Origin of the sequence: Glutamicibacter nicotianae (genome assembly GCF_002797775.1) — a bacterium.
GTDB classification, from domain to species: Bacteria; Actinomycetota; Actinomycetes; order Actinomycetales; family Micrococcaceae; genus Glutamicibacter; species Glutamicibacter nicotianae.
Map to the genome: position 1 here is coordinate 750,200 of NZ_PGEY01000001.1, position 23,341 is coordinate 773,540.

General features: G+C 64.1%; 23 protein-coding genes and 1 pseudogene. 19 read left to right on the forward strand and 5 right to left on the reverse strand.

All coding sequences use genetic code 11. The features are described 5' to 3' along the window. The first annotated feature begins 83 nt into the window (after positions 1 to 83). From ATK23_RS03440 to ATK23_RS03455, 4 genes are all read left to right on the forward strand, one after another. Positions 84 to 842: an ABC transporter ATP-binding protein gene (locus ATK23_RS03440; RefSeq protein ID WP_038990503.1), complete on the forward strand. Its 759-nt coding sequence runs from the start codon at positions 84 to 86 to the stop codon at positions 840 to 842. After that, entirely contained in the window at positions 824 to 2,389 is a 1,566-nt protein-coding gene (locus tag ATK23_RS03445) for a hypothetical protein (protein ID WP_066137643.1), read from the forward strand. Before ATK23_RS03440 ends, ATK23_RS03445 begins: the two co-directional genes overlap by 19 nt. 296 nt (positions 2,390 to 2,685) lie before the next feature. Next, entirely contained in the window at positions 2,686 to 2,937 is a 252-nt protein-coding gene (locus tag ATK23_RS03450; RefSeq protein ID WP_038990501.1) for a DUF3039 domain-containing protein, read from the forward strand. Positions 2,938 to 2,992: 55 nt separating this feature from the next. Beyond that, entirely contained in the window at positions 2,993 to 4,759 is a 1,767-nt protein-coding gene (locus ATK23_RS03455; protein ID WP_066137646.1) for a DEAD/DEAH box helicase, read from the forward strand. 77 nt (positions 4,760 to 4,836) lie between these two features. On the opposite strand, the gene ATK23_RS03460 is transcribed toward ATK23_RS03455, so the two are convergent. Then, a complete protein-coding gene (locus tag ATK23_RS03460; protein WP_066137648.1) occupies positions 4,837 to 5,430 on the reverse strand; it encodes an isochorismatase family protein in 594 nt (197 codons plus the stop codon). A 103-nt stretch (positions 5,431 to 5,533) separates the two neighbouring features. Continuing rightward, entirely contained in the window at positions 5,534 to 6,832 is a 1,299-nt protein-coding gene (locus tag ATK23_RS03465; RefSeq protein ID WP_038992074.1) for a nicotinate phosphoribosyltransferase, read from the reverse strand. Between the two features lie 142 nt (positions 6,833 to 6,974). Here ATK23_RS03465 and clpS point away from each other — a divergent pair, with 142 nt between their 5' ends. From clpS to ATK23_RS03485, 4 genes and pseudogenes are all read left to right on the forward strand, one after another. Continuing rightward, entirely contained in the window at positions 6,975 to 7,259 is a 285-nt protein-coding gene (clpS, locus tag ATK23_RS03470; protein WP_038992076.1) for an ATP-dependent Clp protease adapter ClpS, read from the forward strand. 2 nt (positions 7,260 to 7,261) lie between these two features. After that, positions 7,262 to 7,840, forward strand: coding sequence for a DUF2017 domain-containing protein (locus tag ATK23_RS03475; RefSeq protein ID WP_066137650.1), 579 nt, complete (start codon positions 7,262 to 7,264; stop codon positions 7,838 to 7,840). A gap of 4 nt (positions 7,841 to 7,844) precedes the next feature. Then, on the forward strand, positions 7,845 to 8,768 hold the full coding sequence (murI, locus tag ATK23_RS03480) for a glutamate racemase (RefSeq protein WP_038992079.1): 924 nt from the start codon (positions 7,845 to 7,847) through the stop codon (positions 8,766 to 8,768). Beyond that, a pseudogene (locus ATK23_RS03485) lies at positions 8,765 to 9,559 on the forward strand (MBL fold metallo-hydrolase); the annotation flags it as partial. The gene murI and the pseudogene ATK23_RS03485, both read left to right, overlap by 4 nt. A 235-nt stretch (positions 9,560 to 9,794) precedes the next feature. On the opposite strand, the gene ATK23_RS03490 reads toward ATK23_RS03485, so the two are convergent. Beyond that, positions 9,795 to 10,259, reverse strand: coding sequence for a hypothetical protein (locus tag ATK23_RS03490; RefSeq protein WP_066137653.1), 465 nt, complete (start codon positions 10,257 to 10,259; stop codon positions 9,795 to 9,797). An 88-nt stretch (positions 10,260 to 10,347) separates the two neighbouring features. Here ATK23_RS03490 and ATK23_RS03495 point away from each other — a divergent pair, with 88 nt between their 5' ends. The 3 genes from ATK23_RS03495 (at position 10,348) to rdgB (ending at position 12,457) form a co-directional block, all read left to right on the forward strand. Then, a complete protein-coding gene (locus ATK23_RS03495; RefSeq protein WP_066137655.1) occupies positions 10,348 to 11,004 on the forward strand; it encodes a helix-turn-helix transcriptional regulator in 657 nt (218 codons plus the stop codon). An 89-nt stretch (positions 11,005 to 11,093) separates the two neighbouring features. Then, positions 11,094 to 11,828, forward strand: a complete 735-nt coding sequence (rph, locus tag ATK23_RS03500) for a ribonuclease PH (RefSeq protein WP_038992098.1) — start codon at positions 11,094 to 11,096, stop codon at positions 11,826 to 11,828. Continuing rightward, positions 11,825 to 12,457: an RdgB/HAM1 family non-canonical purine NTP pyrophosphatase gene (gene rdgB / locus ATK23_RS03505; RefSeq protein WP_066137657.1), complete on the forward strand. Its 633-nt coding sequence runs from the start codon at positions 11,825 to 11,827 to the stop codon at positions 12,455 to 12,457. The genes rph and rdgB overlap by 4 nt, the downstream gene beginning before the upstream one ends. 63 nt (positions 12,458 to 12,520) lie before the next feature. On the opposite strand, the gene ATK23_RS03510 is transcribed toward rdgB, so the two are convergent. Beyond that, positions 12,521 to 13,414, reverse strand: coding sequence for a hypothetical protein (locus ATK23_RS03510; RefSeq protein WP_157066296.1), 894 nt, complete (start codon positions 13,412 to 13,414; stop codon positions 12,521 to 12,523). Between the two features lie 27 nt (positions 13,415 to 13,441). On the opposite strand from ATK23_RS03510, the gene ATK23_RS16210 reads away from it, so the two are divergent. From ATK23_RS16210 to ATK23_RS03535, 6 genes are all read left to right on the forward strand, one after another. Further along, a complete protein-coding gene (locus ATK23_RS16210; protein ID WP_157066297.1) occupies positions 13,442 to 13,882 on the forward strand; it encodes a hypothetical protein in 441 nt (146 codons plus the stop codon). A 149-nt stretch (positions 13,883 to 14,031) separates the two neighbouring features. Further along, the gene (locus tag ATK23_RS03515; RefSeq protein ID WP_038992147.1) at positions 14,032 to 14,391 is read left to right on the forward strand and encodes a GntR family transcriptional regulator; all 360 of its coding nucleotides are present in this window, start codon (positions 14,032 to 14,034) and stop codon (positions 14,389 to 14,391) included. Between the two features lie 29 nt (positions 14,392 to 14,420). Continuing rightward, positions 14,421 to 15,338, forward strand: coding sequence for an ABC transporter ATP-binding protein (locus ATK23_RS03520; protein WP_066137661.1), 918 nt, complete (start codon positions 14,421 to 14,423; stop codon positions 15,336 to 15,338). A gap of 23 nt (positions 15,339 to 15,361) precedes the next feature. Then, on the forward strand, positions 15,362 to 16,030 hold the full coding sequence (locus ATK23_RS03525; protein WP_066138904.1) for a hypothetical protein: 669 nt from the start codon (positions 15,362 to 15,364) through the stop codon (positions 16,028 to 16,030). 158 nt (positions 16,031 to 16,188) lie between these two features. Then, positions 16,189 to 16,686 carry an SRPBCC domain-containing protein gene (locus ATK23_RS03530; protein WP_066137663.1) on the forward strand — a complete coding sequence of 166 codons (498 nt, stop codon included), beginning with the start codon at positions 16,189 to 16,191 and terminating at the stop codon, positions 16,684 to 16,686. A gap of 218 nt (positions 16,687 to 16,904) precedes the next feature. Then, positions 16,905 to 17,906 (forward strand): 3'-5' exonuclease, encoded by a 1,002-nt coding sequence (locus ATK23_RS03535; protein WP_066138907.1) that lies wholly within the window; start codon positions 16,905 to 16,907, stop codon positions 17,904 to 17,906. Between the two features lie 86 nt (positions 17,907 to 17,992). Here ATK23_RS03535 and ATK23_RS03540 read toward each other — a convergent pair whose 3' ends face one another. Next, the gene (locus tag ATK23_RS03540) at positions 17,993 to 18,931 is read right to left on the reverse strand and encodes a hypothetical protein (protein WP_157066298.1); all 939 of its coding nucleotides are present in this window, start codon (positions 18,929 to 18,931) and stop codon (positions 17,993 to 17,995) included. A 52-nt stretch (positions 18,932 to 18,983) separates the two neighbouring features. Between ATK23_RS03540 and ATK23_RS03545 the strand changes: the two genes are divergently transcribed. Further along, positions 18,984 to 20,150: an exonuclease SbcCD subunit D gene (locus tag ATK23_RS03545; protein WP_066137667.1), complete on the forward strand. Its 1,167-nt coding sequence runs from the start codon at positions 18,984 to 18,986 to the stop codon at positions 20,148 to 20,150. After that, a complete protein-coding gene (locus tag ATK23_RS03550; RefSeq protein WP_066137669.1) occupies positions 20,147 to 23,233 on the forward strand; it encodes an AAA family ATPase in 3,087 nt (1,028 codons plus the stop codon). Before ATK23_RS03545 ends, ATK23_RS03550 begins: the two co-directional genes overlap by 4 nt. Positions 23,234 to 23,341: the final 108 nt, after the last annotated feature.

Below are 23,341 nucleotides of genomic sequence, written 5' to 3' on the forward strand. Positions count from 1 at the left end.
CCCGGGCCGCGGCTTTGTCTTGCCTTCAGGTTTAACTCCAAAGGATGATGTGTTCTGACTTGGGGCATTGCTAGCCTTAAACTATGAATCAGATCGCACTGGACATCCGGTCTCTCGCCAAGCAATTTGGCGCCAAGATTGCCGTGAACAACGTCAGCCTGCAAGTTCCCGCCGGTTCATTCTATGGGCTGGTCGGGCCCAATGGCGCCGGAAAGACCACCATGCTCTCGATGGCTACCGGTTTGCTGCGCCCGGATGCGGGCCAGGCGGTGGTCAACGGCGTGGACATCTGGGCCGACCCGCACGCCGCCAAGTCCACCCTGGGCGTCCTGGCCGATGGCGTGCGCCAATTCGATCGGCTCACCGGCCGGCAGCTGGTGACCTATTCCGGGCTGCTGCGCGGCATGGACCGTGCCGAAGTTGCCCAGCGCACCGAGGACCTGCTGCGCGTGATGGACCTGCTGGATGACGGGGACAAGCTGGTGGTGGACTACTCCGCCGGCATGACCAAGAAGATCACCTTGGCTACCGCGATGATCCATTCGCCAAAGCTGCTGGTGCTTGATGAGCCATTCGAGGCAGTGGACCCGGTCTCGGCGGCGAATATCCGCGACATCCTGAACAACTACGTGGAGTTCGGCGGCACCGTGATCGTTTCCTCGCATGTGATGGACCTGGTCCAGCGCATGTGCACGCATGTGGCGGTCATTTCCGATGGCGTGCTCAAGGCGCAGGGCACCGTGGACGAGGTCCGCGGCGGCATGAGCCTGGAAGACCGCTTCGTCGATCTGGTGGGCGGCCGCGCCAACAACGAGGGGCTGTCATGGTTGCGCACGTCCTAAGCCTGAAACTGCGCTTGCTGGCCAATGGCTTCAAGCGCTCCGTCGGCCAGCTGATCGGCGTCATCATCGGCGGCCTGTACGCGCTGGGCATGATCACCATGCTGACCTTGGCCGTGTGGTTCGCCGCTGACGAGATTCCTTTCCAAGGCGAAATCTTTACCCTGATCGGTTCGGCCGCGGTGCTGGGCTGGGCCATCATCCCGCCTCTGCTGACCGGCGTCGACCTCACCCTGGAACCGTCGCGCTTCGTCCATTTCGGGATCCCGGAAAAGACCCTGGGCCCTGCCCTGGTGCTGGCTGGATTTGTCTCGATTCCCGCGGTGCTGACCGTTCTCGGCCTGCTGGGCGCCTCGCTGATGTGGCGAAGCGATGCAGGTGCGTTGATGCTGGGTCTGCTCGCTGCGGTGGCGACCGCGGTGATGGCGATCCTGCTGTGCCAGTACCTGGTGATCATGGCAACCGCGCTGCGGGCCAAGCGCCGCTTCCGCGAATTGACGTTCGCGCTGCTGTTCCTGCTGCTCGTCGGGCTGGGTCCGATCATGGCCTCGGTGTTCTCCGCGGCGGAGTCCATGGGCGACTGGATCCATCCGCTGTCCACGGTGCTCGGCTACACCCCGCTCGGCGCCTTTGCTGCTGTTCCCGGTGCCTATGCCTCGGCGCTCTACGGGCACATGGCCATCCACCTGGCCCTCGGTGCGGCCTACCTTGGCGGGCTATATGTCCTGCTGGCTCGCGCTACCGCAAAAGCCGCAATTACCCCGCCGCCGCAGCAGCGCGCTGCCACGGCCAAGGGCCTGGGCTTCTTCAAGCTGCTGCCGGCAACGCCGACCGGCGCCGTCGCCGCCCGAGCACTAACCTATTGGTTCAAGGATCCGCGCTACGCCGTGGGTGTGCTGATGGTGCCGGTGCTCCCATTGCTCTTCTGGTTCACCGGCAGCCAGTCCGGCAACTACACGATGATGTATCTGATGGGGCCATTGATCGGCATCCTGCTGGGCTTCTCCATCTCCGCAGACATTTCCTATGACAACACGGCCTTCGCACTGCACGCGCTGACCGGCATATCCGGCCGGGCCGATCGCGCAGGACGGGCGCTGTCCTGCTTCCTGATTGCCATCATTCCGGTCCTGGCCGCCGCGATCCTGCCGGGCCTGATCGCTGGCGAGCTGTGGCGCATCCCGGGTGATCTGGGCCTGTCGCTGGCCGCGCTGTTCGTCGCGTTGGGCGTTTCCTCGGTATCCTCGGCACGCTACACCTATGCGGTGCCGCTTCCGGGCGACAACCCGATGAAGACCCCTCCTGGCAGCGGCATGCGCATGGCGCTCACGCAGCTGGGCATCATGCTCACCATGGGGCTCTTGCTGATCCCTGTGCTCATTCCGTACGCCATCGGCTGGTTCCAGCACTCGCAGGCCTTGGGCTTCATCACCCTGGGTGCGGGCCTGGTTCTGGGCATCGGGCTGATGCTCGGCGGCATTGCCCTCGGCGCCAAATGGTATGAGAAGCGCACTCCCGAGTTGATGCAGTCGGTCATGCTCAACAAGTAGCCGCAACGGCTGAGCCGCTCTGGGCCGTCCGGCGGGAAGCAATTTCCCGCCGGGCGGCCTTTTGCCTGCCCTGGTGCAACAAGTTTCACAGGATATTGGTCGGTGGTGACCAAGCCGGGAGAAATCCAAATCAAACTGGATGGCAGCCATTCGAGCAGATGCAGGAAAACGATCACTGACCTGAAGATATGAAGCGGAACATGGAGCTTCGTAGGCAACAGCGGCAAAGTCAATGTGGACAAGCTCCCATGCCTGCTACGCGGACAGCAGGAGCAATCCGTACTAGACTTGAAAGCATGGTGGAACAGTCTGAAGAAACCCGCGGCGGCACTGCCACGATTGAACGTACCGAGACAACCCAGAGTGTCGAGGCCGGAGATCACGAGCGCTTTGCCCACTATGTGCAGAAGGAAAAGATCATGGAGTCGGCAATGACCGGCGAGCCAGTGATCGCCCTGTGCGGCAAGGTCTGGACCCCAGGCCGAGATCCGCAGAAATTCCCGGTGTGCCCCGAGTGCAAGGAAATCTACGATTCCTTGATGGGGTAGTGCTGCGAATGAACTAGCACTACTTCACACGATGCACGCGGCCGGGAAAAGGTAAATGACCGAGACACTCTTTGATTTTGGCGACAAGCTTCCACTAGAAGACAAGCTTCCGGTAGCGTACCCGGAACGCGCGGCATGGGGAACCGGGCCGAAGCTGCGTGCCTGGCAGGCCGAAGCCCTGGCCTTGTACTTCGACAAGGAGCCCAGGGACTTCATGGCAGTGGCGACCCCTGGCGCCGGCAAGACCACCTTTGCGCTGCGCCTGGCAAAGGTGCTGATCGACTCGGGCAAGATCAACCGCATGATCGTTGTCGCGCCGACCGACCACCTGAAAAAGCAGTGGGCGGATTCGGCAGCGCGTGTGGGCATTGCCCTGGACCCGAACTACAAGAACTCCGACGGCCGGCACGGCTCGCATTACATGGGCGTCGTGGTGACCTATGCCCAGGTCGCGCTGAAGCCTGCCGTGCACCGCGCGAAGACCGAGGATGCCCGCACCCTGGTGATCATGGACGAGGTCCACCACGCCGGCGATGCGCTGAGTTGGGGCGACGGCATCCGCGAGGCATTCGAACCTGCCACCCGCCGACTGGCCCTGACCGGTACCCCGTTCCGTTCCGATGCTGCACCGATTCCCTTCGTGCAGTATGTCGATGAGGGAGACGGCATCCGCCGGTCCAAGGCCGACTACACCTACGGCTACGGCAACGCCCTGGCAGACCATGTGGTCCGTCCGGTGCTGTTCATGGCCTATTCGGGCAATATGCGATGGCGAACCGCCGGCGGCGAGGAGATGGAAGCAAACCTCGGCGAGGGCTTCACCAAGGATGTCACCGCCCATGCCTGGCGCACCGCGCTGGACCCGCACGGGGACTGGATTCCCTCGGTGCTGCAAGCCGCTGACCGGCGCCTGTCCGAGGTGCGCCGCACCGTGAAGGACGCCGGCGGCCTGGTCATTGCCACCGACCACGAGGACGCGCGTGGCTATGCCGCCCAGCTCGAAGCCATCTGCGGCGAGAAGGTCACCACCATCCTGTCCGATGACCCCAAGGCATCGCAGAAGATCGACGAATTCTCCGAATCCGATGCGCGCTGGATGGTCGCGGTGCGCATGGTATCCGAAGGAGTGGACGTGCCGCGCTTGTGCGTCGGCGTCTATGCGACATCCACCTCCACGCCGCTGTTCTTCGCCCAGGCGGTGGGGCGCTTCGTGCGCAGCCGCAAGCGCGGAGAAGTGGCCTCGGTGTTCCTGCCCTCGGTGCCGATCCTGATGGCCTTGGCCAACGAGATGGAAGTCGAACGCGACCACGCCTTGGACCGCGAAGGCTCCAAGGACGAGGACGGCCTGGACGATTCGCTGCTGGAAGCGGCGAACAAGGAAGAGAAGGCCAGCGACGAGCTGGCACGCAACAAGTTCGAAGCGCTGAACTCGCAGGCTTCCTTTGACCGCGTGCTCTTCGACGGTGGCGAATTCGGCACCGGTGCCGACATCGGCAGCGAAGAGGAACTGGGCTTCCTGGGAATCCCGGGCCTGCTGGATACCGAGCAGGTGTCCGAATTGCTGCGCAAGCAGCAGAACAGGCAGATTTCCAAGGGCGCCACGAAGCCCGAGCCGGTGTCCGACCACCGCCGCATGATGGAGCTGCGCACGAAGCTGTCCAAGAACGTCTCGGCATGGGCTGCCCGGACCGGCACGCCGCATGGGCAGATCCACAACAAGCTGCGCAGCATCTGCGGCGGGCCTGCGGTGCCGCAAGCAACAGCTGACCAGCTGCAGGCGCGCATCGACAAGCTGCAGGACTGGTTCGTCGGACGCAAGTAGTTTCCGCGAAAAAAACGGTTTGGCGCTGACCGGAGAATTCGGTCAGCGCCAAGCCGTTGTGGTTTTCAAGGCAAGGATCAGCCCAGCGACAGCACCGTGACGCCGGCTGTGCGCAGTTCCTCGCGGATCGCTGGCAGATTCTCCGGCGAGACCGCTGCGGTCAGCGGGGAAATGATGGTGGTGGTGAACCCGGCTTCCACCGCATCGAACGCGGTGGCCTTCACGCAGTGGTCAGCGGCAAGTCCCACGACATCCACCGAAGTGATGCCCTTGGCCTTGAGCCAGTCGCCGAGCAGTTCCCCGCTTTCATCCGCCTTGTCCGCCGAGGGATCCAGCTCCCGGGCTTCGAAGCCGGAGTAGGCGGCGGCGAAACGCCCCTTGGCGAAATGCGCGTCGACTGGCACCTGCGCAAGCTGCGGATGCAGCGCTGCGCCAGGCGTGCCGGCAACGCAGTGCACCGGCCACGAATCAATGAAGTCCGGGTTCTGAGAGAAATGATCGCCCGGCTCGATGTGCCAATCCTGGGTGGTCACGATGGCCGAGTAGGAATCGCGGCGTTCGGCAATGTCCGCGGCAATGGCCGTAGCTACAGCATTGCCGCCGGTTACCGCGAGGGCACCGCCTTCGCAGAAGTCCGGCTGGACATCAATGATCACTAGGGCTCTGCTCATCGCTGCCTCCCTGGCTAGTGGATGTAGACCTTGGACAACTGCGGACCGCAGGATCCTTGAATCTGGATCCTACGTTCCGCAGCTGAGTTTTTCGTGTGTTTGGCTAGTCCTGGATCATGACGGTCGGGATGACCGGTTCGCCGCGCTGCATCTTGCGGGCCACGCCCGGCAGCTCCTGGACCGAGGCGTGGTGGCGCTCGGTGGCGCGCTTGACGCCGGCAGCGCCGACATGGGCCTGGTCGATCTCGCCGTTGCGCACCAGCGGGACAACCAAGTCGCGCTCGGGGCCGCCGGTGGTGTACTCGGAGGTGGAGACGATTTCGGCGACGGCGCGGTTGCGCTCGTTGAGCTGGCGCACCGCATACTTGCGGCCGCCCACGCTGGCCTTGTTCGCCGCGGCCTTGGCCACGGGAATCCATTCGCCCGCATCGTCCTGGCGGGCCACCAGCTTGTAGACCATGGACGCGGTCGGGTGCCCGGAGCCGGTGACCAGGGCCGTGCCCACGCCGTAGGAGTCCACCGGGGCGCTGGCCAAGGCAGCGATCGCGTACTCGTCCAGGTCCGAGGTGACGGTGATCTTGGTGTTCCAGTTGCCCAAATCATCGAGCAGCTCGCGGACCCAGCCTGCCTGCTGCACCAGGTCGCCCGAGTCGAGGCGGACGCCGCCCAGCTCGGGACCGGCCACCTCGACCGCGGTGCGTACGCCGTTCTCTACGTCGTAGGTGTCGACCAGCAAGATGGTGTCCTTGCCCAGCGAGGCGACCTGCGCTTCGAAGGCGGCGCGCTCGGTGTCGTGCAGCAGGGTGAAGGAGTGGGCCGAGGTGCCAACGGTTTTCAGGCCGTAGCGTGCACCGGCTTCCAGGTTTGAGGTCGAGGAGAATCCGGCAATCATGGCGGCGCGCGCGGCGGCCACCGCTGATTCCTCATGGGTGCGGCGCGAGCCCATCTCGATGCAGGGGCGCTCGCCGGCCGAAGCGATCATGCGCGAGGCGGCCGAGGCAATGGCCGAATCATGGTTCATCGCCGAGAGCACGAACGTCTCGATGACGCAGGCTTCGGCGAAGGTCGACTCCACGGTCAGCAGCGGCGAGTTCGGGAAGTACAGCTCGCCCTCGGCATAGCCGGAGATGTTGCCGGTGAAGCGGAAGTTCTCCAGGTACTTGATGGTCTCGGCGTTGACCACCTTGTTGTCGCTGAGGAAACGCAGCTGCTCGTCATCGAAGCGGAAATCTGCCAGGCCTTCGAGCACGCGGCCAGTGCCTGCGACCACACCGTAGCGCCGGCCTTCGGGCAAGCGGCGTGCGAATGCCTCGAAGACGGATGGGCGGTGAGCTGCACCGGATTCAAGCGCTGCCTGGAGCATGGTCAGCTCATAGTGGTCGGTGAAGAGACTGGTGCGCATGTGACGCTCCTGATGATCGGAAAAGGCCTTGTGCGGTGCTGCTTGGGAAAGCAGACCCGTTTTACTGTATAACGGCTCACGCCCAAGGTGATATTTGCCGTGTCCGGTGTTGCGTTCAGCTTCCGCGCGTAAAATGGTAGCCATGACCGCAATGCCCGATGTACTTTCCGAATTTGAAACCCTGGTATCCCAAGACAAGCCATGGCGCTTGGTTGTGTGGAATGATCCAGTGAACTTGATGAGCTACGTATCCTACGTGTTCCGTTCCTACTTTGGTTTCAGCCCGGAAAAAGCTGAGAAGCTCATGCTGCAGGTGCACCATGACGGCTTCTGCACCGTGCGCAGCGGCAGCCGCGAAGCCATCGAATCCGATGTGCAGGCCATGCACGGGTTCGGACTGAACGCAACCATGACCCAGGGAGCCTGAACGTGGCCAAGGCCTTCAAGAACGGTTCCAAGGGCATTACCGGCACGCTGCATTCGCCCGAACGCAAGCTGATCCGCGAACTCTTCTCCGATGTCATCGAAATGCTCGAAGAACGGGCCCGGCTGCACCAGCTGCCCGAGGACATCGACCCGCTCTACGCCTTGACCGGCATTCGGCCCGAGTCCATGGATTTGCCTCCGATTGCCGATCCGGCACTGGCCAGGCTGCTGCCCGATGCCAGCGACGACGCCGTGGTGGCTGCCGAGCATCGCCGGCTGACCGAAGCCGATTCGATCGCGCAGAAGGTCGGCCGCCTGCGCGAAGCCCAGCTGCTGCTGGAAACCGACAAGCTCGTGCTGGACAAGGACGCCGCGGCGCGTTTCGCCCAGGCGCTGAACGACGTGCGCCTGGTGCTCGCCGAACGCCTTCAGATCCGCAGCGAAGAGGATTCGGCCCGGGTCGCCGAGGTGCTTGATGCTTCCGAGGTGGAAACCCCCGAGGAATACATGTCCCTGGTGTACAACCTGATCTCGTGGGTGCTCGATACCTTGATGGGCGCGCTGATGGATGCGGAGTCCTGAACCCATGAATTCCTACTTTGCCACCGGGCAGGTCTCTGCCCCGGACGCCAATACCCCCATTGGGATCTTCGACTCCGGAGTTGGCGGGCTGACCGTGGCCCGCGCCATCATCGACCAGCTGCCCGGCGAATCGCTGATCTACGTAGGGGATACCGCCAACTCTCCCTACGGTCCGCTGCCCATCGCCCAGGTGCGGGCCAACGCCCTGGGCGTCATGGACGAACTGGTCGATTCCGGCGTGAAGCTGCTGGTCATTGCCTGCAATTCGGCCTCCGCCGCGGTGCTGCGCGATGCCCGCGAACGCTACACCGCGCGCTATGGCATCCCGGTAGTCGAAGTCATCCAGCCGGCGGTCCGCCGTGCCGTGGCCGGCACCAAGAATGGCAGGATCGGCATCATCGGCACCCAGGCGACCGTGGGCTCGCGCGCCTATGAGGATGCTTTTGCCGCTGCCCCGAACCTGCAGGTATCGACCGTGGCCTGCCCGCGTTTCGTGGAGTTCGTGGAATCCGGCATCACCGCCGGAGCCGAGCTGCTGGAGATCGCGCAGGAGTATCTGGCGCCGCTGCAGGCCGCCGAGGTGGACACCCTGGTGCTGGGATGCACGCACTACCCGCTGCTCACCGGCGTCCTCTCCTACGTGATGGGGGATTCGGTCACCCTGGTGTCATCTGCAGAGGAAACGGCGAAGGACGTTTTCCGGGCGTTGACCCGGCATTCGCTGGTGCGCAACGACGGCGCCGCGGCGCGTCATGAGTTCCTCGCCACAGGCAACGCTGATAGTTTTGGTGTACTGGCTCGCCGTTTCCTCGGACCCGAGGTGCTGCAGGTGCGCCACGTGGACCATGTAGCCGCCCACTATCCGACCGGAGCCATCTCGCGGATTACTCCGCAAATGATTGCCGCGTCGAAAGCGAGTAACGAATGAAGCTGACCATCATCGGATGCACCGGGTCATTCCCAGGGCCGGGATCGCCCGCGTCCTGCTACCTGGTGACGGCCTTTGATGGCACCCGCGACTGGAAGATCCTGCTGGATCTGGGGTCCGGGGCTTTGGGCGTGCTGCAGCGCTACACCGATTTGAAAGACATCGACGGGATCATGATTTCCCATCTGCATCCCGACCACTGCATGGATTTGTGCGGTTTGCATGTGGCGATCCGCTGGGATCCTGACGGCTGGGGCCGCGAGAGGATGCTCGTGCACGGCCCGGAAGACACCGCCGAGCGCATCGAGACTGCCTACTCGCTGCCTGACGGCGACACCATGGCCAAGGACTACGACTTCCAGGTCTGGAAATCGCTGAAGCCGGTGAATATCGGACCGTTCACCATCACCCCGTACCCGGTGCGCCACCCGATCAAGGAAGCCTATGCCCTGCGCGTGGAAGCGCATGAACCGGGCCCCGACGGGGAGCTGCTGACCAGCGTGCTGACCTATTCCGGGGATACCGACAGCTGCGATGGCCTCGTGGAAGCCGCACGCGGCGCCGACATGTTCCTGTGCGAAGCGGCCTTCGAGGAAGGCCGCGACGACCATATCGACGGCGTGCACCTGACCGGAAAGCGTGCCGGCGAAATGGCTGCCGCCGCCGGCGCCGAGCGCATGCTGCTCACCCACATTCCGGTATGGACCGACATCAACAAGGTGGTTGAAGAGGCCAAGGAAACCTACAGCGGCGGCATTGCCGTTGCCGTATCCGGCGTAACCTACGGCGTGTACTCCGGCAGCCTGAAGGAAGACAAGGACCCGGCCCTGTTCAAGGGGGATCGCGGTACCGATTACCTGAAGACCCGTACCGGCTCCATGCCGACCATCAAGTACGAGAAGATCCGCAAGTTCCCGCTGCTCAAGCGCAAGAAGTAGGAGCGCGGAACAGCATAGACGCGGAACGAAAGCACCGGCGAGAAGGAGGAATCCTTCTCGCCGGTGCTTTGCCCTGTTCTGCAGCGGATCAGCGGGTGCCGTGCTTGGCGCCCCACGGTTTGTCGTACTTGCTGGCCAGCCGGGTCAGCGCCAGTGCGGCAACGAGCAGGCCGACGTCGCGCAGGGCGACATCGAGGAAGATGCCCATCGAGACCAGGTTGATGATGATGCCCAGCAGCCACAGGGCGAGCACATAGCTCGCGTAGCGCGGCTTGATGATCATCGATGCGGCGGCTACCAGTTCCACCACGCCAACCACGTGCATGGCGGTTTGCGCGGAGAACGGCAGGATGGCAACGACCCACGGGGCCAGGTAGTCCGGCCAGTAGGTCATCACGTTCGCGAACTTGTCCAGTCCCATGAGCAGGGGCAGGACGACAAATCCAATGCGCAGGATCCAGAATGCGCTCAACGACGGGTCGGTGCTGACCCGTTCAGCGGTTGTTGCCCGGATGTGCGAGAGCTGATGCTTCTCGCTCCATGAGGCGCTCATGGCGATCACCCTCCAAAGATTTGAACGTATACCCAGAATTCGCCTCCCGGACCTATTTGTCAAGATCTATTGTTGATAGAATTTGGCCATGTCGAGAAAACTGAACTTGCACCAAGATGCGGTCATCAAATCGCTGAATGATCCGGTGCGGCGCCAGCTGTTCGAGTTCATTTCGCAAAGCACGCAACCGGTAGGACGCGAGGCGGCAGCCAAGGCCGCGGGAATCAGCCGGACCCTGGCGGCCTACCACCTGGACCGGCTGGCCACCGCCGGATTGCTGGCCGTGACCTTCGCCCGGCCTGAAGGAAGAACCGGGCCCGGCGCCGGGCGCACGGCCAAGCTCTACGCGCTCGCCCAATCCGAAGTGTCGGTGAGCCTGCCAGCGCGCAACTACCGGCTGCTGGGCAGCTTGCTGGCCCAGGCGGCCAGCGCCGACACCTCGGGGGCCGTGCTCGCTGCGCTGCATCAGGCAGCACGCGGCGAAGGCAGGAAACTCGGCCAGGGCGGCGACGGGCTCGTGCCGCTGCTCGATGAGCTGGGCTATGAGCCCGAAGTGGATGAGCACGGGGAAATATCCATGCGGAACTGCCCATTCCACCAGGTCGCCCAGCAGCAAACCGAAATGGTCTGCTCGATGAACTACGAACTGGTTTCCGGCGCCCTGGAAGGTTGCCAGCTGGACTGCGGCAGGGCCGAGCTGAGCCCGCAATCTGGCCGGTGCTGCATCGTGGTGCATCCGCACTAGCGGCCGGGAACGGCTCACGAGGTGCATTTCACCGTAACGCGCGGCGCCGCCCGTGCGGATCGCGGGGCGCACGTGGTTAGGATGGAACCATGACTTTACGCGCTGACGGCCGAGGAGCCGCGCAACTTCGAGACATCACCATCACCCGCGGCTGGTCCGCTCAGGCCGAAGGCTCGGCCCTGATCGAATTCGGCAACACCCGCGTGCTGTGCACCGCTTCCTTCACCGAGGGCGTGCCGCGCTGGCTCAAGGGCGAAGGCACCGGCTGGGTCACCGCTGAATACGCGATGCTCCCGCGCGCCACCAACACCCGCAACTCCCGCGAGTCGGTCAAGGGCAAGCTCTCCGGCCGCACCCATGAGATCTCCCGCCTGATCGGCCGCTCCCTGCGTGCCGTGGTGGATACCAAGGCGCTGGGCGAAAACACCATCGTGCTGGACTGCGATGTCCTGCAGGCCGACGGCGGCACCCGCACCGCAGCGATCACCGGCGCCTACGTGGCGCTGGCGGAAGCAATCTCCTGGGCCCGTTCGCAGGGCATCGTGAAGCCCGGCGCCAAGGTGCTGACCGACTCGGTGGCAGCGATCTCGGTGGGCATCATCGACGGCACCCCGATGCTGGATCTGCCCTACGAGGAAGACGTCCGCGCCGAAACCGACATGAACGTCGTGGTCACCGGATCCGGCGACTTCGTCGAGGTCCAGGGCACCGCCGAGGGCGTGCCCTTCAAGCGCGAAGAACTGGACGCCCTGCTGGATCTGGCTCTGGGCGGCACCAACGAGCTGGCCGAAATCCAGCGCGAGACCCTGAACAGCACCAAATGAGCGAGCCGGTACTTGTCCTCGCCTCGCGCAACCAGGGCAAGCTGCGCGAGTTGCGCGAACTGCTGCGCGGAAAGGTGCCGGGCCTGGACGTCGACACCCAGGTTATCGACGCCGCCACCGCGGGAGCTCCCGACCCGGTCGAGGACCAGGTCAGCTTCGCCGGCAACGCGCTGAAGAAGGCCCGCGAGATCTCGGCATCCACCGGACTGGTGGCGCTCGCCGATGATTCCGGCCTGAGTGTTGATGTGCTCGGGGGAGCGCCGGGCATCTTCTCGGCCCGCTGGTCCGGAGTGCACGGCAACGACGAGGCGAATATCGATCTGCTGCTCGGCCAGCTTGGCGATATTGCCGCCGAGCATCGCGGAGCGCAGTTCGTCTGCGCCGCGGCGCTGGCTGCCCCCGGGGGAGCCGAGCACGTGGAACTCGGTACGGTCGAGGGCGTGCTGCGCACCGAGCGGGCCGGAGAGCATGGCTTCGGCTATGATCCGATCTTCGAACCTGCGGGGGCCGGCAAGTCCATGGCCGAGCACACTCCGGAGGAAAAGAACGCGATCTCGCATCGCGCTCGCGCCTTCGCCGCCTTGCTGCCTAGCATCATCGACGAGGTGACCAAGGCCCTGGCCAAGTAGCACCAAGGCCAAGACAGCAGAACGCCAGCACATCCTGAATTCGATGTGCTGGCGTTCTTGTGCTCAGCGCTGGAGGTTCTGCCCGTATATTGCCCAGGCCTGGTACGGCCGGTCATCGAATTCGGCCACCAGGTACTGGGTTTCGCAGGCGCGGCACTCCCACTGCGATGGAGGCCCGAAAGGCATCATGCAGCCAGCGGTCACGTATTCTTCGTCATCGGGCCCAAAGGTGGGCATGCCCCAGACGACCTTCCTAGGATTGCGTTCCCCGCAGGCGGGGCAGGCAGGCTTCGCATAATTGCGCAGCTGCTGCAGGGTCGGCTGGTGGGCCATCTGGTGGCAGTCGCCGCACAACAGCACCACCTCATCCACATGGTCCTGGATCTCCCAACGCAAGCCATCCTGGTGGGCCTGTGGCAGGTGGATCCTTGGCCGGGCAGAGATGTCCCGCTCGCAGATTTCGCAGGCCAGCGGCTGGCCCGGCGCGGTGCGCTGGAGAATGGCAGCAACGCCCAGCACCCGGTTGGCCTTGGCCGGCTTCGACGGCGAACATGCGCCCGCGGTGACGAAGATCGGGCGCGGGCGTTGGAGCAGCTCCCGGATGCCGTCCAGAATATTATCGGCCAGCGGATCGTCCAGATATTGCGAACGCCGCGGCAGCTTCTCGCCGATCATGGACTCGATGTCGGCCACCGAAATGGGATCAGTGAAGGTCGCCAATGTGGTGAAAGTGAGCTTTCCGGGTTCCTCCGAACTGGCGATTTCCAAGGTGGCAACCAAGGCTGGAGTGCTCTCCAATGCCGTCAGGATCAGATCTCCCGCTTGCATGGTTTCCGGCAAATTCCAGAGGTAATACTGGTCCACCTGCCCCAGAGCTGCAGCTGATTCCAGGGGCTTGGCCTGTCGGCACCAGTAGACCGACTGGCCTGGTTCGCGGACCAGCAATCCGGGTTTCACTGCCCCAAGGTTCGGACGGCGCAGGGGATGGTCGTCGATGATGCGGCTGGGACGGTGCCCGGCATAAGCGCGTTCGGTCTGGATCCTGGTGATCAGTTCACGTCGGCTGATACGCGCAATGTCTTCACCGCTGCAATCGGGGAAGCAGGCCTTGAACAGCTCGAGCAGAACTTGGCGGTCCAGCGCTCCAAGAAGCTGATCTGGTATCCCAAGTCGGTTGAAATCTTCTTGCATGGTCCCTCCCATAAATGCCTGCAACACGAGGAGGGCTGTTGGCCTCCAAGTGCGCGATCGCAATTTTCCGAACCAGACCTGGCCAATTTTTCGCTGCCCGCGCTCGTGTTCCACGGTTTCGGGCTGGGCGTACAACTCTCCCGGTCGGGCGTTTCCAATCAGGGCTTCACCACTGTGAACGCAGCATCGATGGTGCGCGTGCAGGGCTACCTTTCTTGGCAAGTCCCAGCTTAGATGCCGTGGCGGACAGTATGGAGCCCCTAATTTCCACGGGAATTCTGCCGCTCCGTACTTGCGCAGAACTTCCCGAGGTTCTATGGTTGGTTACATGAGTAACTAACCCACTAACTAACCTGGTGGGGATGAGCACGGAGGGAGCCAGCATGATTGATGATTCAAAACCGATCTTCATGCAAATTGCTGAGCTGATTGAGAACGACATCATCTCTGGTGTTCTGGCGGAAGAAGCGCAAGTTCCATCAACCAATGAATTCGCAGCGTTCTACCGGATCAATCCGGCCACCGCAGCCAAGGGAATCAACCGGCTCGTGGAAGATGGGCTGCTCTACAAGAAACGGGGAATCGGCATGTTCGTCACCGAAGGAGCACCGCAGCGGCTGCGAGCGCAACGCCGCGAGAAATTCCAGCAGCAATTCATCGCGCCATTGACCGCAGAAGCTTCCAAGCTGGGCATTGGCGTGGATGAGCTGGTCGCCATGATCAAGACCGGCTCGGAATCTTGAAACATCTCTACAGCACAGGGAGGAACGACATGCCACGCACGACAGCAATCGCCACACGCGAACTGAGCAAGACCTACAAGGACGTGAAAGCGCTCGACAACGTCACCCTGGATCTGGAGCCGGATCGGATCTACGGGCTGCTTGGACGCAACGGAGCCGGCAAGACCACGCTGATGTCCATCCTGACCGGGCAGAACTATGCAGACCACGGCACCGCCGAAATCTTCGGCCACGCCCCGTTCGAGCATGATCCGACGCTTTCGCGCATCTGCTTCATCCGCGAATCACAGAAATATCCCGATGATTTCAAGGTCCACCAGGCATTCGAATCCGCAGCCCTGTTCTTCGAGAACTGGGACGAGGATCTGGCCCAGGAGCTCGTCGAAGCATTCGCGATGCCGATCAAGCGGAGGATCAAGAAGCTCTCCCGCGGGCAGCTGTCCGCCGTTGGCGTCATCATCGGCATGGCCTCGCGGGCCGACATCACCTTCTTCGATGAGCCCTACCTCGGCCTGGACGCGGTAGCCCGGCAGATCTTCTACGACCGCCTTGTCGAAGACTTCGCTGAATACCCACGCACCATCGTGCTCTCCAGCCACCTGATCGACGAAGTCGCCAACCTTCTCGAACACGTCATCGTGATCGACAAGGGGCAAATCGTCATCGACTCGGATGCCGAAGAGCTGCGCGGCACGGCGGTCACTGTCACTGGTGACGCCGCCAAGGTCCAGGAATTCATCGGCGCCGCGCAGGTATTGCATCGCGATGCGCTCGGCGCCCTGGCCAGCGTCACGATCAAGGCCAAGCTGGATGCGGACCAGCGCGAGCAGGCGAAACTCATGGGCCTGGACCTGAGCCCCGTGTCGCTGCAGCAACTGGTGGTGCGCAGCGCATTGAGCGGCACCACGGCACAAAGGACAGAAGAACGGACGGAGGCAAGAAAATGAACCGCGTCATCAAAGTTGCCCGCATGCAACTGATCAACAAGGGCACCTTCATCGGAATTCCGCTGATCATCCTGGGTGCATCATTCCTCTTCACCCTGGCCATCTGGTGGCTGGTCCGGCGCAACGGCGGAGACGGGGCAATGTACGGCGGCGGCGCCCAAGCGCCCATGTGGTACTTCCTGGCCCTGGGAATCCAGTCGCTGACGTTGACCTTCCCGTTCTCCATGGCCATGAGCATTTCGCGGCGTACCTTCTATCTGGGCACCGTGGCACTGTTTTCCGTATGCGCGCTGGCGCTCTCGGTGTTCTACTACCTGATGGGACTGCTGGAAGTTGCTACCGATGGTTGGGGCATGGGCGGACAGTTCTTTGCGCTGCAATGGATTGCGGAAAACAACTGGCTGGTCCAGATCCTGTTCTACTTTGTGCTGATGGTGCTGCTGTTCATGATCGGATTCCTGGCAGCGACCATCTACATGAGGTGGCGCACCACTGGCATGGTGGCATTCTTCATCTGCTTGGGTGTGCTGGTGCTGGGGATCATCGCCCTGTTCACCTTCACCAACGCCTGGGGCGAGTTCTGGAGCTGGGCACTGACCTGGACCGCCGCTGGGGTGACCTTGTGGGGCGGTATTGTCGCCCTGCTGATGGCTGGCGGCTCCTATCTCACCTTGCGCAAGGCTACCGCGTAGCCCGTCTGCTGGCCGGGTCCAAGATCATGAAATGAGCGCTGGCTTCTTTTCCATTCGGGAGGGAAGCCAGCGCTTTTTGCTATTCTTCAATCACTGCCGGCGAAGGCGTTGGAATAGCCAGTGCCGCGGTGGCAGTGGAGCAACCCAGGAGTACAGCCATGAGCGCTACGCCCACCGGAAACCGCACCGCGCACGGCGCGCTGGAATTGCGCCGCGTGTTCACTGAATCCCCGGGCAGGATCTGGCGCTATCTGGCCGATTCCGAGTACTTGGCGCTCTGGTTCGGATCCTGGCACGGGGATCCAAAAAGCGGCGCCGTCGAGGTAGTGCTGCTGGCCGAAGAGGAAACGCCCACCGAACGCGTTGAGATCTTGCAGTGCGATCCGCGCACGCGACAGCTGCAGGTGCGCACTGGAACCGGCGATTCGGCTTGGCAGCTGGAGCTGAAGGTAGAGGCATCTGGCCAGGGCAGCTGCCTGGTCTTCCAGATGCCGGGGCTTGACCCGCAGCAGGCCGGGTCCATCGGGCCGGGCTGGGAGTTCTACCTTGATCGGCTGGCCGCGGCGGTGGACGGAACCGACGTGGCGAGCGTAGTCTTCGAGCCCGATTACTATCCGGCGCTCAGCGAGTACTACGAGAAATTGTTCCGCAGCTGACTTCCGGGCATGCCAAGAGCGAGGTTGCCGGTTTCGCATGTGAGATGCCCTGCCTCTGGCCTGCGCCGCGCGGGTCGGCGATCACTTGATATCCACAGGTCAATTCCGGGACTGCAGTGAATTGCCACCACGGTATCGCCCTGCGAAAACCCTGCCGGGCACGGCGCGCGCGTCGCACCCATGCCGGTGCCCGCGATAAAGCGAGTAAGCTATTGGGCGTGGCATTGGACTTCACAGCAGTAGATTTTGAGACAGCAAACGGTTTTATCGGCTCCGCCTGCTCGGTGGGCCTGGTCAAGGTGCGCTCCGGGAAAATCGTCGAAACCGAGCAGTGGCTCATGCAACCGCCGGCCGGATTCGACCACTTCGACCCGCGCAATGTCTCGATCCACCACATCACCCCCGACATGGTGAGTGCGGCGCCACGGGTTACCGACAAGATTCCGCAGCTGCTGGAATTCATCGGATCCGATGTGCTGGTGGCTCACAATTCATCTTTCGATTCGGGCGTGATCCGCGCGGCCAGCGAGGCCGGCGAAGTCGCCGTGCCGGAAATCGCGCACCTGTGCACCGTCAAGCTCTCCCGCAAGGCCTACGACCTGCCCAGCTACTCGCTGCCCTTCGTTGCCGAAGAAGCCGGGCACCCGATCGAGAACCACCACGAAGCGCTGGCCGACGCCGAGGCCTGCGCGTGGGCGATGATCGACATGTCCCTGCGCAGCGCACAGCCCTCGGTGCTGGAAACGGCAGACCACTATGGCGTCCGGCTGAGCCTGACCCAGGCCTGGCAGCCAGGCGACGAACTGTCCCGCGCCACCCGCGACGCGCAGGGCTGGCTGGCCGCAGGCAACCCGCTGCCGCCGCAGGATGCCTTCAGCAACTGGCCGCAAGAAGGCCCGAACCCCAAGCCGAGCGAGAACGCGGATCCAAGCCACCCGCTGTTCGGCCAGATCATGGTCTTCACCGGCAACCTGTCCATGCCGCGCCCCAAGGCCAAGGAACTGGCGGCCGAGCACGGAGCGCAGACCGCCTCGCGGGTCACCCGCGCCACCACCGCTCTGGTAGTCGGCGACGGCTTTGTCCCGGAGGACCTGGCCACCGGGCGGCTGACCAACAAGGCCAAGCACGTGCTGCGGCTGCGCGAAAAGGGCCAGCGGGTCAGCATCATCTCCGAAGGAGAATTCATGCAGATGGTGGGCGGCTTCGGGCTGACTGCCTAGCAGCCATGAAAAGCAGAAAAGAAACCTCCGGCCAGCACAGATCGCTCTGTGCCGGCCGGAGGTTTGTCATGCTCCCCTTCGGGCGCCTAGACGAGCAGCGCCATCCAGCGGTCATGCAGCTCGGAGATGATGTCATCCAGCGCGCTAGCGGGGCGCTCGCCGACAGCTTCGGTGCCGTAGACGGCGGCCAGCAGCGCAACAGCGTAGGCATCCACCTCGGGATCCCTCACGGCTGCTTCATCGGCGGCAGCCGCCGGGGCTGCTTCCACGTCCGATGCGCTCTCCGCTTCGGCCGCCTGCTCGCCGAAGTAGGCGTCATAGGCTTCCTGTCCGGACAGCGAGATGTTCTCGCCGATCTTGGTGGCGACCTCGCGCAGCGCATCGGCCGATGGGCCTTCGAGGCCATCGAGCAGCGCGGCCCATTCTCCGGCAGACGCCTCGGAGCGTTCCATGGCCGAGCGGATGATCTTCGCCGCGGCCACGGCGGTCTTGGCCGCCTGGGCGTCGTGGGTGAGGAAGGCCGCCGAACGGGCCAGCGTCTCGGTGGTGCCCAGCGGGACCCGGGCGAGCAGCGCGGTCACCGCGGCGCGCGGCAGCACGCCGGTGGAGTCGGTGCCGGCACCGGTTGGACGCCCGGGCTGCCCCATGTCGGGGCTGTCCAGGCCGGCCAGGTTCTGCGGATCTCCGGCGTGGATCTTCTCGAAGATCTCGACGTTGGAAAATTCCTTGTCGATCCAGCGGCCCAGCGGTTCCGGGGTACGGCCCGGGAAGGAACCGGTGATCTTGCGGTAGCCGCGCAGGGCGGCAAGCCACATGCAGGCCGCTTCGTCGCTGGCTACACCGTCATGGGCCCATTCCAGCGCTTCGAGCAGGCCGTCGGCCAGGTAGAGCGGGAGGATTTCGGTGGCTCCGGGATCAATGTCGTCACGGGCGTGGGTTGCGCCATCGGCCAGGCCGAGGAGGATCGCAAACACCTTGTCTGAGTAGTTCTCTGGCAGGAGTGCAATTTCACCGGTTTCATTCACAACCCCCATTCTAATGTCCAAGTTGTCCGCGGCATTGCATAAGGTTGGACACATGCGATTGCTTCATACCTCGGACTGGCATTTGGGCCGCACCTTCCACGGAGCCTCCCTGATCGAAGCGCAGCGGGCAGTGCTGCAGGAAATCATCGACATCACCATCAACCAGCAGGTTGACGTCGTGCTGATCTCCGGGGACATCTATGACCGGGCGCTGCCGCATGTGGATGCCGTCCAGCTGTGCAACTGGGTGCTGCGCGAGCTGCGCGCCACCGGGGCCAGTATCGTCATCACCAGCGGCAACCACGACTCGGCCTCCCGCCTGGGCTTCGGCGCCGATCTGCTGGATTCCGCCGGGGTGCATATTATCGCCGATACCCAGCGCATGCTGCAGCCGGTGCTGCGCGATGCTGGCGACCACCAGGTGGCCATCTATGGCATCCCGTACCTGGAACCGCGCATGGTGATGGAACGCCTGGGCGTCGCCAAGGCCAGCCATGAAGCGGTGGTGCAGGCGGCCATCGCGCAGATCGACGAGCATCTGGAGCAGCTGCGGGCGGGTCAGAAGCCGGTCGTTTCCATCGCTATGGCGCACCTGTTCGCCGCCGGCGGCATCGGCAGCGACTCGGAACGCGAATTGAGCACCGGCAACCTCGACGTGGTGCCGGCCGAGCTGTTCGAGCACTTCGACTACTCGGCCCTGGGCCACCTGCACGGACGGCAGAAGGTCAAGGAGCATGTGCGCTATTCGGGCTCGCCGCTGGCCTACTCCTTCTCCGAGGCCACCCAGCGAAAGGGCGTATGGCTGATCGAGACCAGCGCCTCTGGCATCGAGTCCATCGAAGAAATCCTGCTGCCGGTGCCGAAGAAATTGGCCATCCTCAAGGGCAAGCTCGCCGAGCTGCTGGCCGACCCGGACCTGGAGTCCGCCGTGGGGGCCTGGTGCCAGGTCACGCTGACCGACAGCGAGCGCCCCGCCGACGCGATGGCAACGATCCGAACCCGTTTCCCCGACACCGTGGTGCTGAACTTCGCTCCCGAAGGAACCGGGGAAAAGGAGCAGCCGGCCAGCTATGCCGAGCGCATGGCCAAGGCAACCAGCACCGAGCAGGTGGTGCGGGATTTCGTGGAGCACGTCCGCGAACGCGCCGCCGATGGCCCCGAATGCGAAGTCATCGACTCAGTCATCCAAGCCACCCGAGAGGCACAGGCCAGCCAGTGAGAATCCACCGACTCCGAATCCAGGCTTTCGGTCCCTTCGCCGGCACCGAAGAAATCAATTTCGATGAACTGGCCGACGGCGGGCTGTTCCTGCTCGATGGCCCCACCGGAGCCGGCAAGTCCAGCATCCTGGACGCGATCTGCTATGCCCTGTACGGCGCGCTGCCCGGAAGCCGGGCGGGCAGCCGGCAGATCCGTTCCGACCATGCCCCGGCGGGACTGGCCCCGGAGGTGGTCTGCGAGCTGACCATCGGCGACCGGCGGTTCGAGGCCACCCGTTCCCCGGCGTGGATGCGCCCCTCCAAGCGCGGCAAGAACAAGACCACCGAGCAGAAGGCCGCCAGCTTCCTGCGCGAATTCACCGATGCCGGCTGGCAGGAATTGTCCACCCGCAATGACGAGGTGGGCCACATCCTGGGCAGCCTGCTGGGCCTGGACCGCGAGCAGTTCACCAAGGTGGTCATGCTGCCGCAGGGCGGCTTCGCCGACTTCCTGCGGGCCAAGGCCAAGGACCGCGAAGAGCTGCTGGCGAATCTCTTCGACACCAGCGGCTATGCGCGGATCGAAGATGAATTTGCTGCCCGCCTTGCTGAAGCGCGCAAGCACACCGAAAGCGTGGAAGCGCGCCTGAGTGCCAGCGAGGAAGCCATCCACTCAGCTGCCCGGTCATTCCTGGCCGGCCGCGAAACCGCCGACGAGCTGGACGGCACCGAGTTGGACGGCGCCGAGGGCGCTGGCCAGGCAGAGGCGGGCGAGGATGCGGCGCAGGCCGAGCAGTTCGCCGGTTATCGCCGCCGGATCGCGGTGATCCTCCGGCGCTCGGCCGACGAAGCGGCCGCCCTGCGCACCGAGAAGACCCGCGCCCGCGAGCAGTCGCAGGCACTGGAAGAGCGGCGACGGATTTTCGCTCGCCTGGCCGAGCTGCAGGGGATGCAGGCAGGCTACGCTGAAAAGCATGAGGCTGCCGTGGCCGCTGGCACCCGGTTGGAGGCCGATGCCAAGGCCGGGGCGGTGCGCGCCTATTTGAACCAGCTCCATGAAGCGACCGCGGCGCAGGAGCAGGCCAATGAGTCCTGGCTGCGCAGCCAGCAGTGGCTCGAAACCGAGACGGGGCTGGAGCCCGGTGCCGATGCCGACGGCCTGGAACAGCTGCGCCTGCCCGCCCAGCAGGCCGCCGAGGAACTGGCGGTAGCCAAGGCCGCCCTGGAAGATGAGCAGCGTCGCGATCTGCTCGCCGGCCAGGCGCGCAAGGCCGCCGAATTGGCTGCCGAGCATGAGAAGACCCGGGCCCAGGCCGAAACCGAGGTGGGCCTGCTCAAGGCAGAACGCGAGACGCTGGAAGCCGGGGACCTGGACCTGGTGGCCGCCAATGAAAAGCTCCAGCAGGCCAAGGCACGCGTCCTGGAGCTGGAGACCAGGATCAAGCACGCCACCGAGCGCGACGCGCTGGAACGCAAGGCGCTGGCCGCCCGTGAGAAGGCCAGCGCGCAGGAACTGGTCATTGCCGGTGCCGCCAAGTCCCTGCTCGACTTGCGCACCGAACAGCTGGCCCAAAGCGCCCTGCGCTTGGCCGCCGCGCTGGAAGACGGGCAACCCTGCCTCGTCTGCGGTGCGCAGGAGCATCCGGCGCCGGCCCAGGCCGATGCCGACGCCCTGCTGATCGACGATGCGCAGATCCAGGAACTGGAGGCCGCGGAGGCTGCGGCACGCACCGCCGGGCAGCAGGCCGCGCAAGCGCGCGACATGCTGGTGGCCAAGTTCCAGACCGCCCAGGAAGCGGCCGGCGAGGCCTCGGTCGCTGACCTGCGGGCAGAACTCGCCACGGCCCAGGGACTACTGGAACAGCTGCGCAGGCAGCAGGCAGAGATCGCCGCCCGCGTGGCCAAGCTGGATGCGGTGCGCCAGCGTACTGAAAAGCACGCTGCGCGGGCCAACCAAGCCGCACTGGAACATGCGACGGCGAAGCAGCAGGCGCAGTCCTTGGATTCCCAGCTGGCTGAACTGGATGCCAAGCTGGCGCAGCTGCGCCAAGGCCGGAAGAACCTGGCCGAGCTGGTGGAGGAACTGGCAAAGAAGTCCAACGGGCTGGCCAGCGCAGTGCAGCACCTGCGCCGCCTGATCGACGCCGCCGAGGCCGTGCGGAAAGCGGAAGCCACCTGGAACAGCCAGTGCACCGCCGCCGGTTTCGAGAACCTGGCTGCCTTCGAGGCGGCCCTGCTGGAAGGCGCCGAACGCGATCGCCTGCGCCAATTGCAGCACGCGGATGCGGATTTGGCCAGCGCCATTGCCACGCTCCAAGCGTCCCAGGACTGCCGCAAGGCCCAGGAACTTGCAGGGCAAGGCATCGCCGCACCCAGCGAGGAAGATCTTGCCCAATCGCAGGTGCTGGCAGCCCAGGCCGAAGAACGCTTCGAGGGGGCACGGGAACAGGAAGTACTGGCCCAGACCCAGCTGGCTCGCCATGAGCAGGCCACCAGCGACCTTGCATGCCAGCGGTCCGAGGCAGGTCCGGTCATCGAAGCCTATCGACGGCTGCGCTCCCTGGCTGAAGTGGTGCGCGGCGGGGGAGAGAACCTCTACAAGATGACGCTGAGCACCTATGTGCTGGCAGCTCGCCTTGAGGAAGTGGCCATCGCCGCGACGCAGCGCCTGGAAGTGATGTCCGGCGGACGCTACTCGCTGCACCATGATGATTCCAAGCAGGGCAACGCCAAATCCGGGCTGGGGCTGCAGGTGCTCGATTCATGGACAGGCAAGCGCCGCGAGACCCAGACGCTTTCCGGGGGCGAGACCTTCATGGCCTCGCTGGCGTTGGCCCTGGGCTTGGCGGACGTCATTTCCCACCACTCCGGCGCCGTGGACATGCAGACGCTCTTCGTGGACGAAGGCTTCGGTTCGCTGGATGCCGAGACGCTGGAAGAAGTCATGCTGGCCTTGGAAAACCTGCGTGCAGGGGGCCGGACCATCGGCCTGGTCTCGCACGTTGCAGAGATGAAGCAGCGGATCACCAACCGGATATCGGTGGTCAAGACCCAGCATGGTTCCACCATTGAATGCGAAGGCGCTGTGATCTTGGCTGGATAGATTGGACTTGCCTTGGGGCAGTAGCTATCTTGAAAGTAGTGCCATCAGGCATGTTTGGGAAATTTGTGCGTCGGGGGGTGTGGGACGACGCACGCTTCGTCATGGAGT

Coding starts and splice junctions, on each gene's coding strand:
- ATK23_RS03450 (WP_038990501.1), top strand. CDS start 2,686: ATGGTGGAACAGTCTGAAGAAACCCGCGGCGGCACTGCCACGATTGAA.
- ATK23_RS03460 (WP_066137648.1), bottom strand. CDS start 5,430: ATGAGCAGAGCCCTAGTGATCATTGATGTCCAGCCGGACTTCTGCGAA.
- ATK23_RS03520 (WP_066137661.1), top strand. CDS start 14,421: ATGCCACGCACGACAGCAATCGCCACACGCGAACTGAGCAAGACCTAC.
- ATK23_RS03465 (WP_038992074.1), bottom strand. CDS start 6,832: ATGCGCACCAGTCTCTTCACCGACCACTATGAGCTGACCATGCTCCAG.
- ATK23_RS03545 (WP_066137667.1), top strand. CDS start 18,984: ATGCGATTGCTTCATACCTCGGACTGGCATTTGGGCCGCACCTTCCAC.
- ATK23_RS16210 (WP_157066297.1), top strand. CDS start 13,442: ATGGTCGTCGATGATGCGGCTGGGACGGTGCCCGGCATAAGCGCGTTC.
- rdgB (WP_066137657.1), top strand. CDS start 11,825: ATGAGCGAGCCGGTACTTGTCCTCGCCTCGCGCAACCAGGGCAAGCTG.
- ATK23_RS03495 (WP_066137655.1), top strand. CDS start 10,348: ATGTCGAGAAAACTGAACTTGCACCAAGATGCGGTCATCAAATCGCTG.
- murI (WP_038992079.1), top strand. CDS start 7,845: ATGAATTCCTACTTTGCCACCGGGCAGGTCTCTGCCCCGGACGCCAAT.
- ATK23_RS03530 (WP_066137663.1), top strand. CDS start 16,189: ATGAGCGCTACGCCCACCGGAAACCGCACCGCGCACGGCGCGCTGGAA.
- clpS (WP_038992076.1), top strand. CDS start 6,975: ATGACCGCAATGCCCGATGTACTTTCCGAATTTGAAACCCTGGTATCC.
- ATK23_RS03440 (WP_038990503.1), top strand. CDS start 84: ATGAATCAGATCGCACTGGACATCCGGTCTCTCGCCAAGCAATTTGGC.
- ATK23_RS03515 (WP_038992147.1), top strand. CDS start 14,032: ATGATTGATGATTCAAAACCGATCTTCATGCAAATTGCTGAGCTGATT.
- rph (WP_038992098.1), top strand. CDS start 11,094: ATGACTTTACGCGCTGACGGCCGAGGAGCCGCGCAACTTCGAGACATC.
- ATK23_RS03525 (WP_066138904.1), top strand. CDS start 15,362: ATGCAACTGATCAACAAGGGCACCTTCATCGGAATTCCGCTGATCATC.
- ATK23_RS03445 (WP_066137643.1), top strand. CDS start 824: ATGGTTGCGCACGTCCTAAGCCTGAAACTGCGCTTGCTGGCCAATGGC.
- ATK23_RS03490 (WP_066137653.1), bottom strand. CDS start 10,259: ATGAGCGCCTCATGGAGCGAGAAGCATCAGCTCTCGCACATCCGGGCA.
- ATK23_RS03455 (WP_066137646.1), top strand. CDS start 2,993: ATGACCGAGACACTCTTTGATTTTGGCGACAAGCTTCCACTAGAAGAC.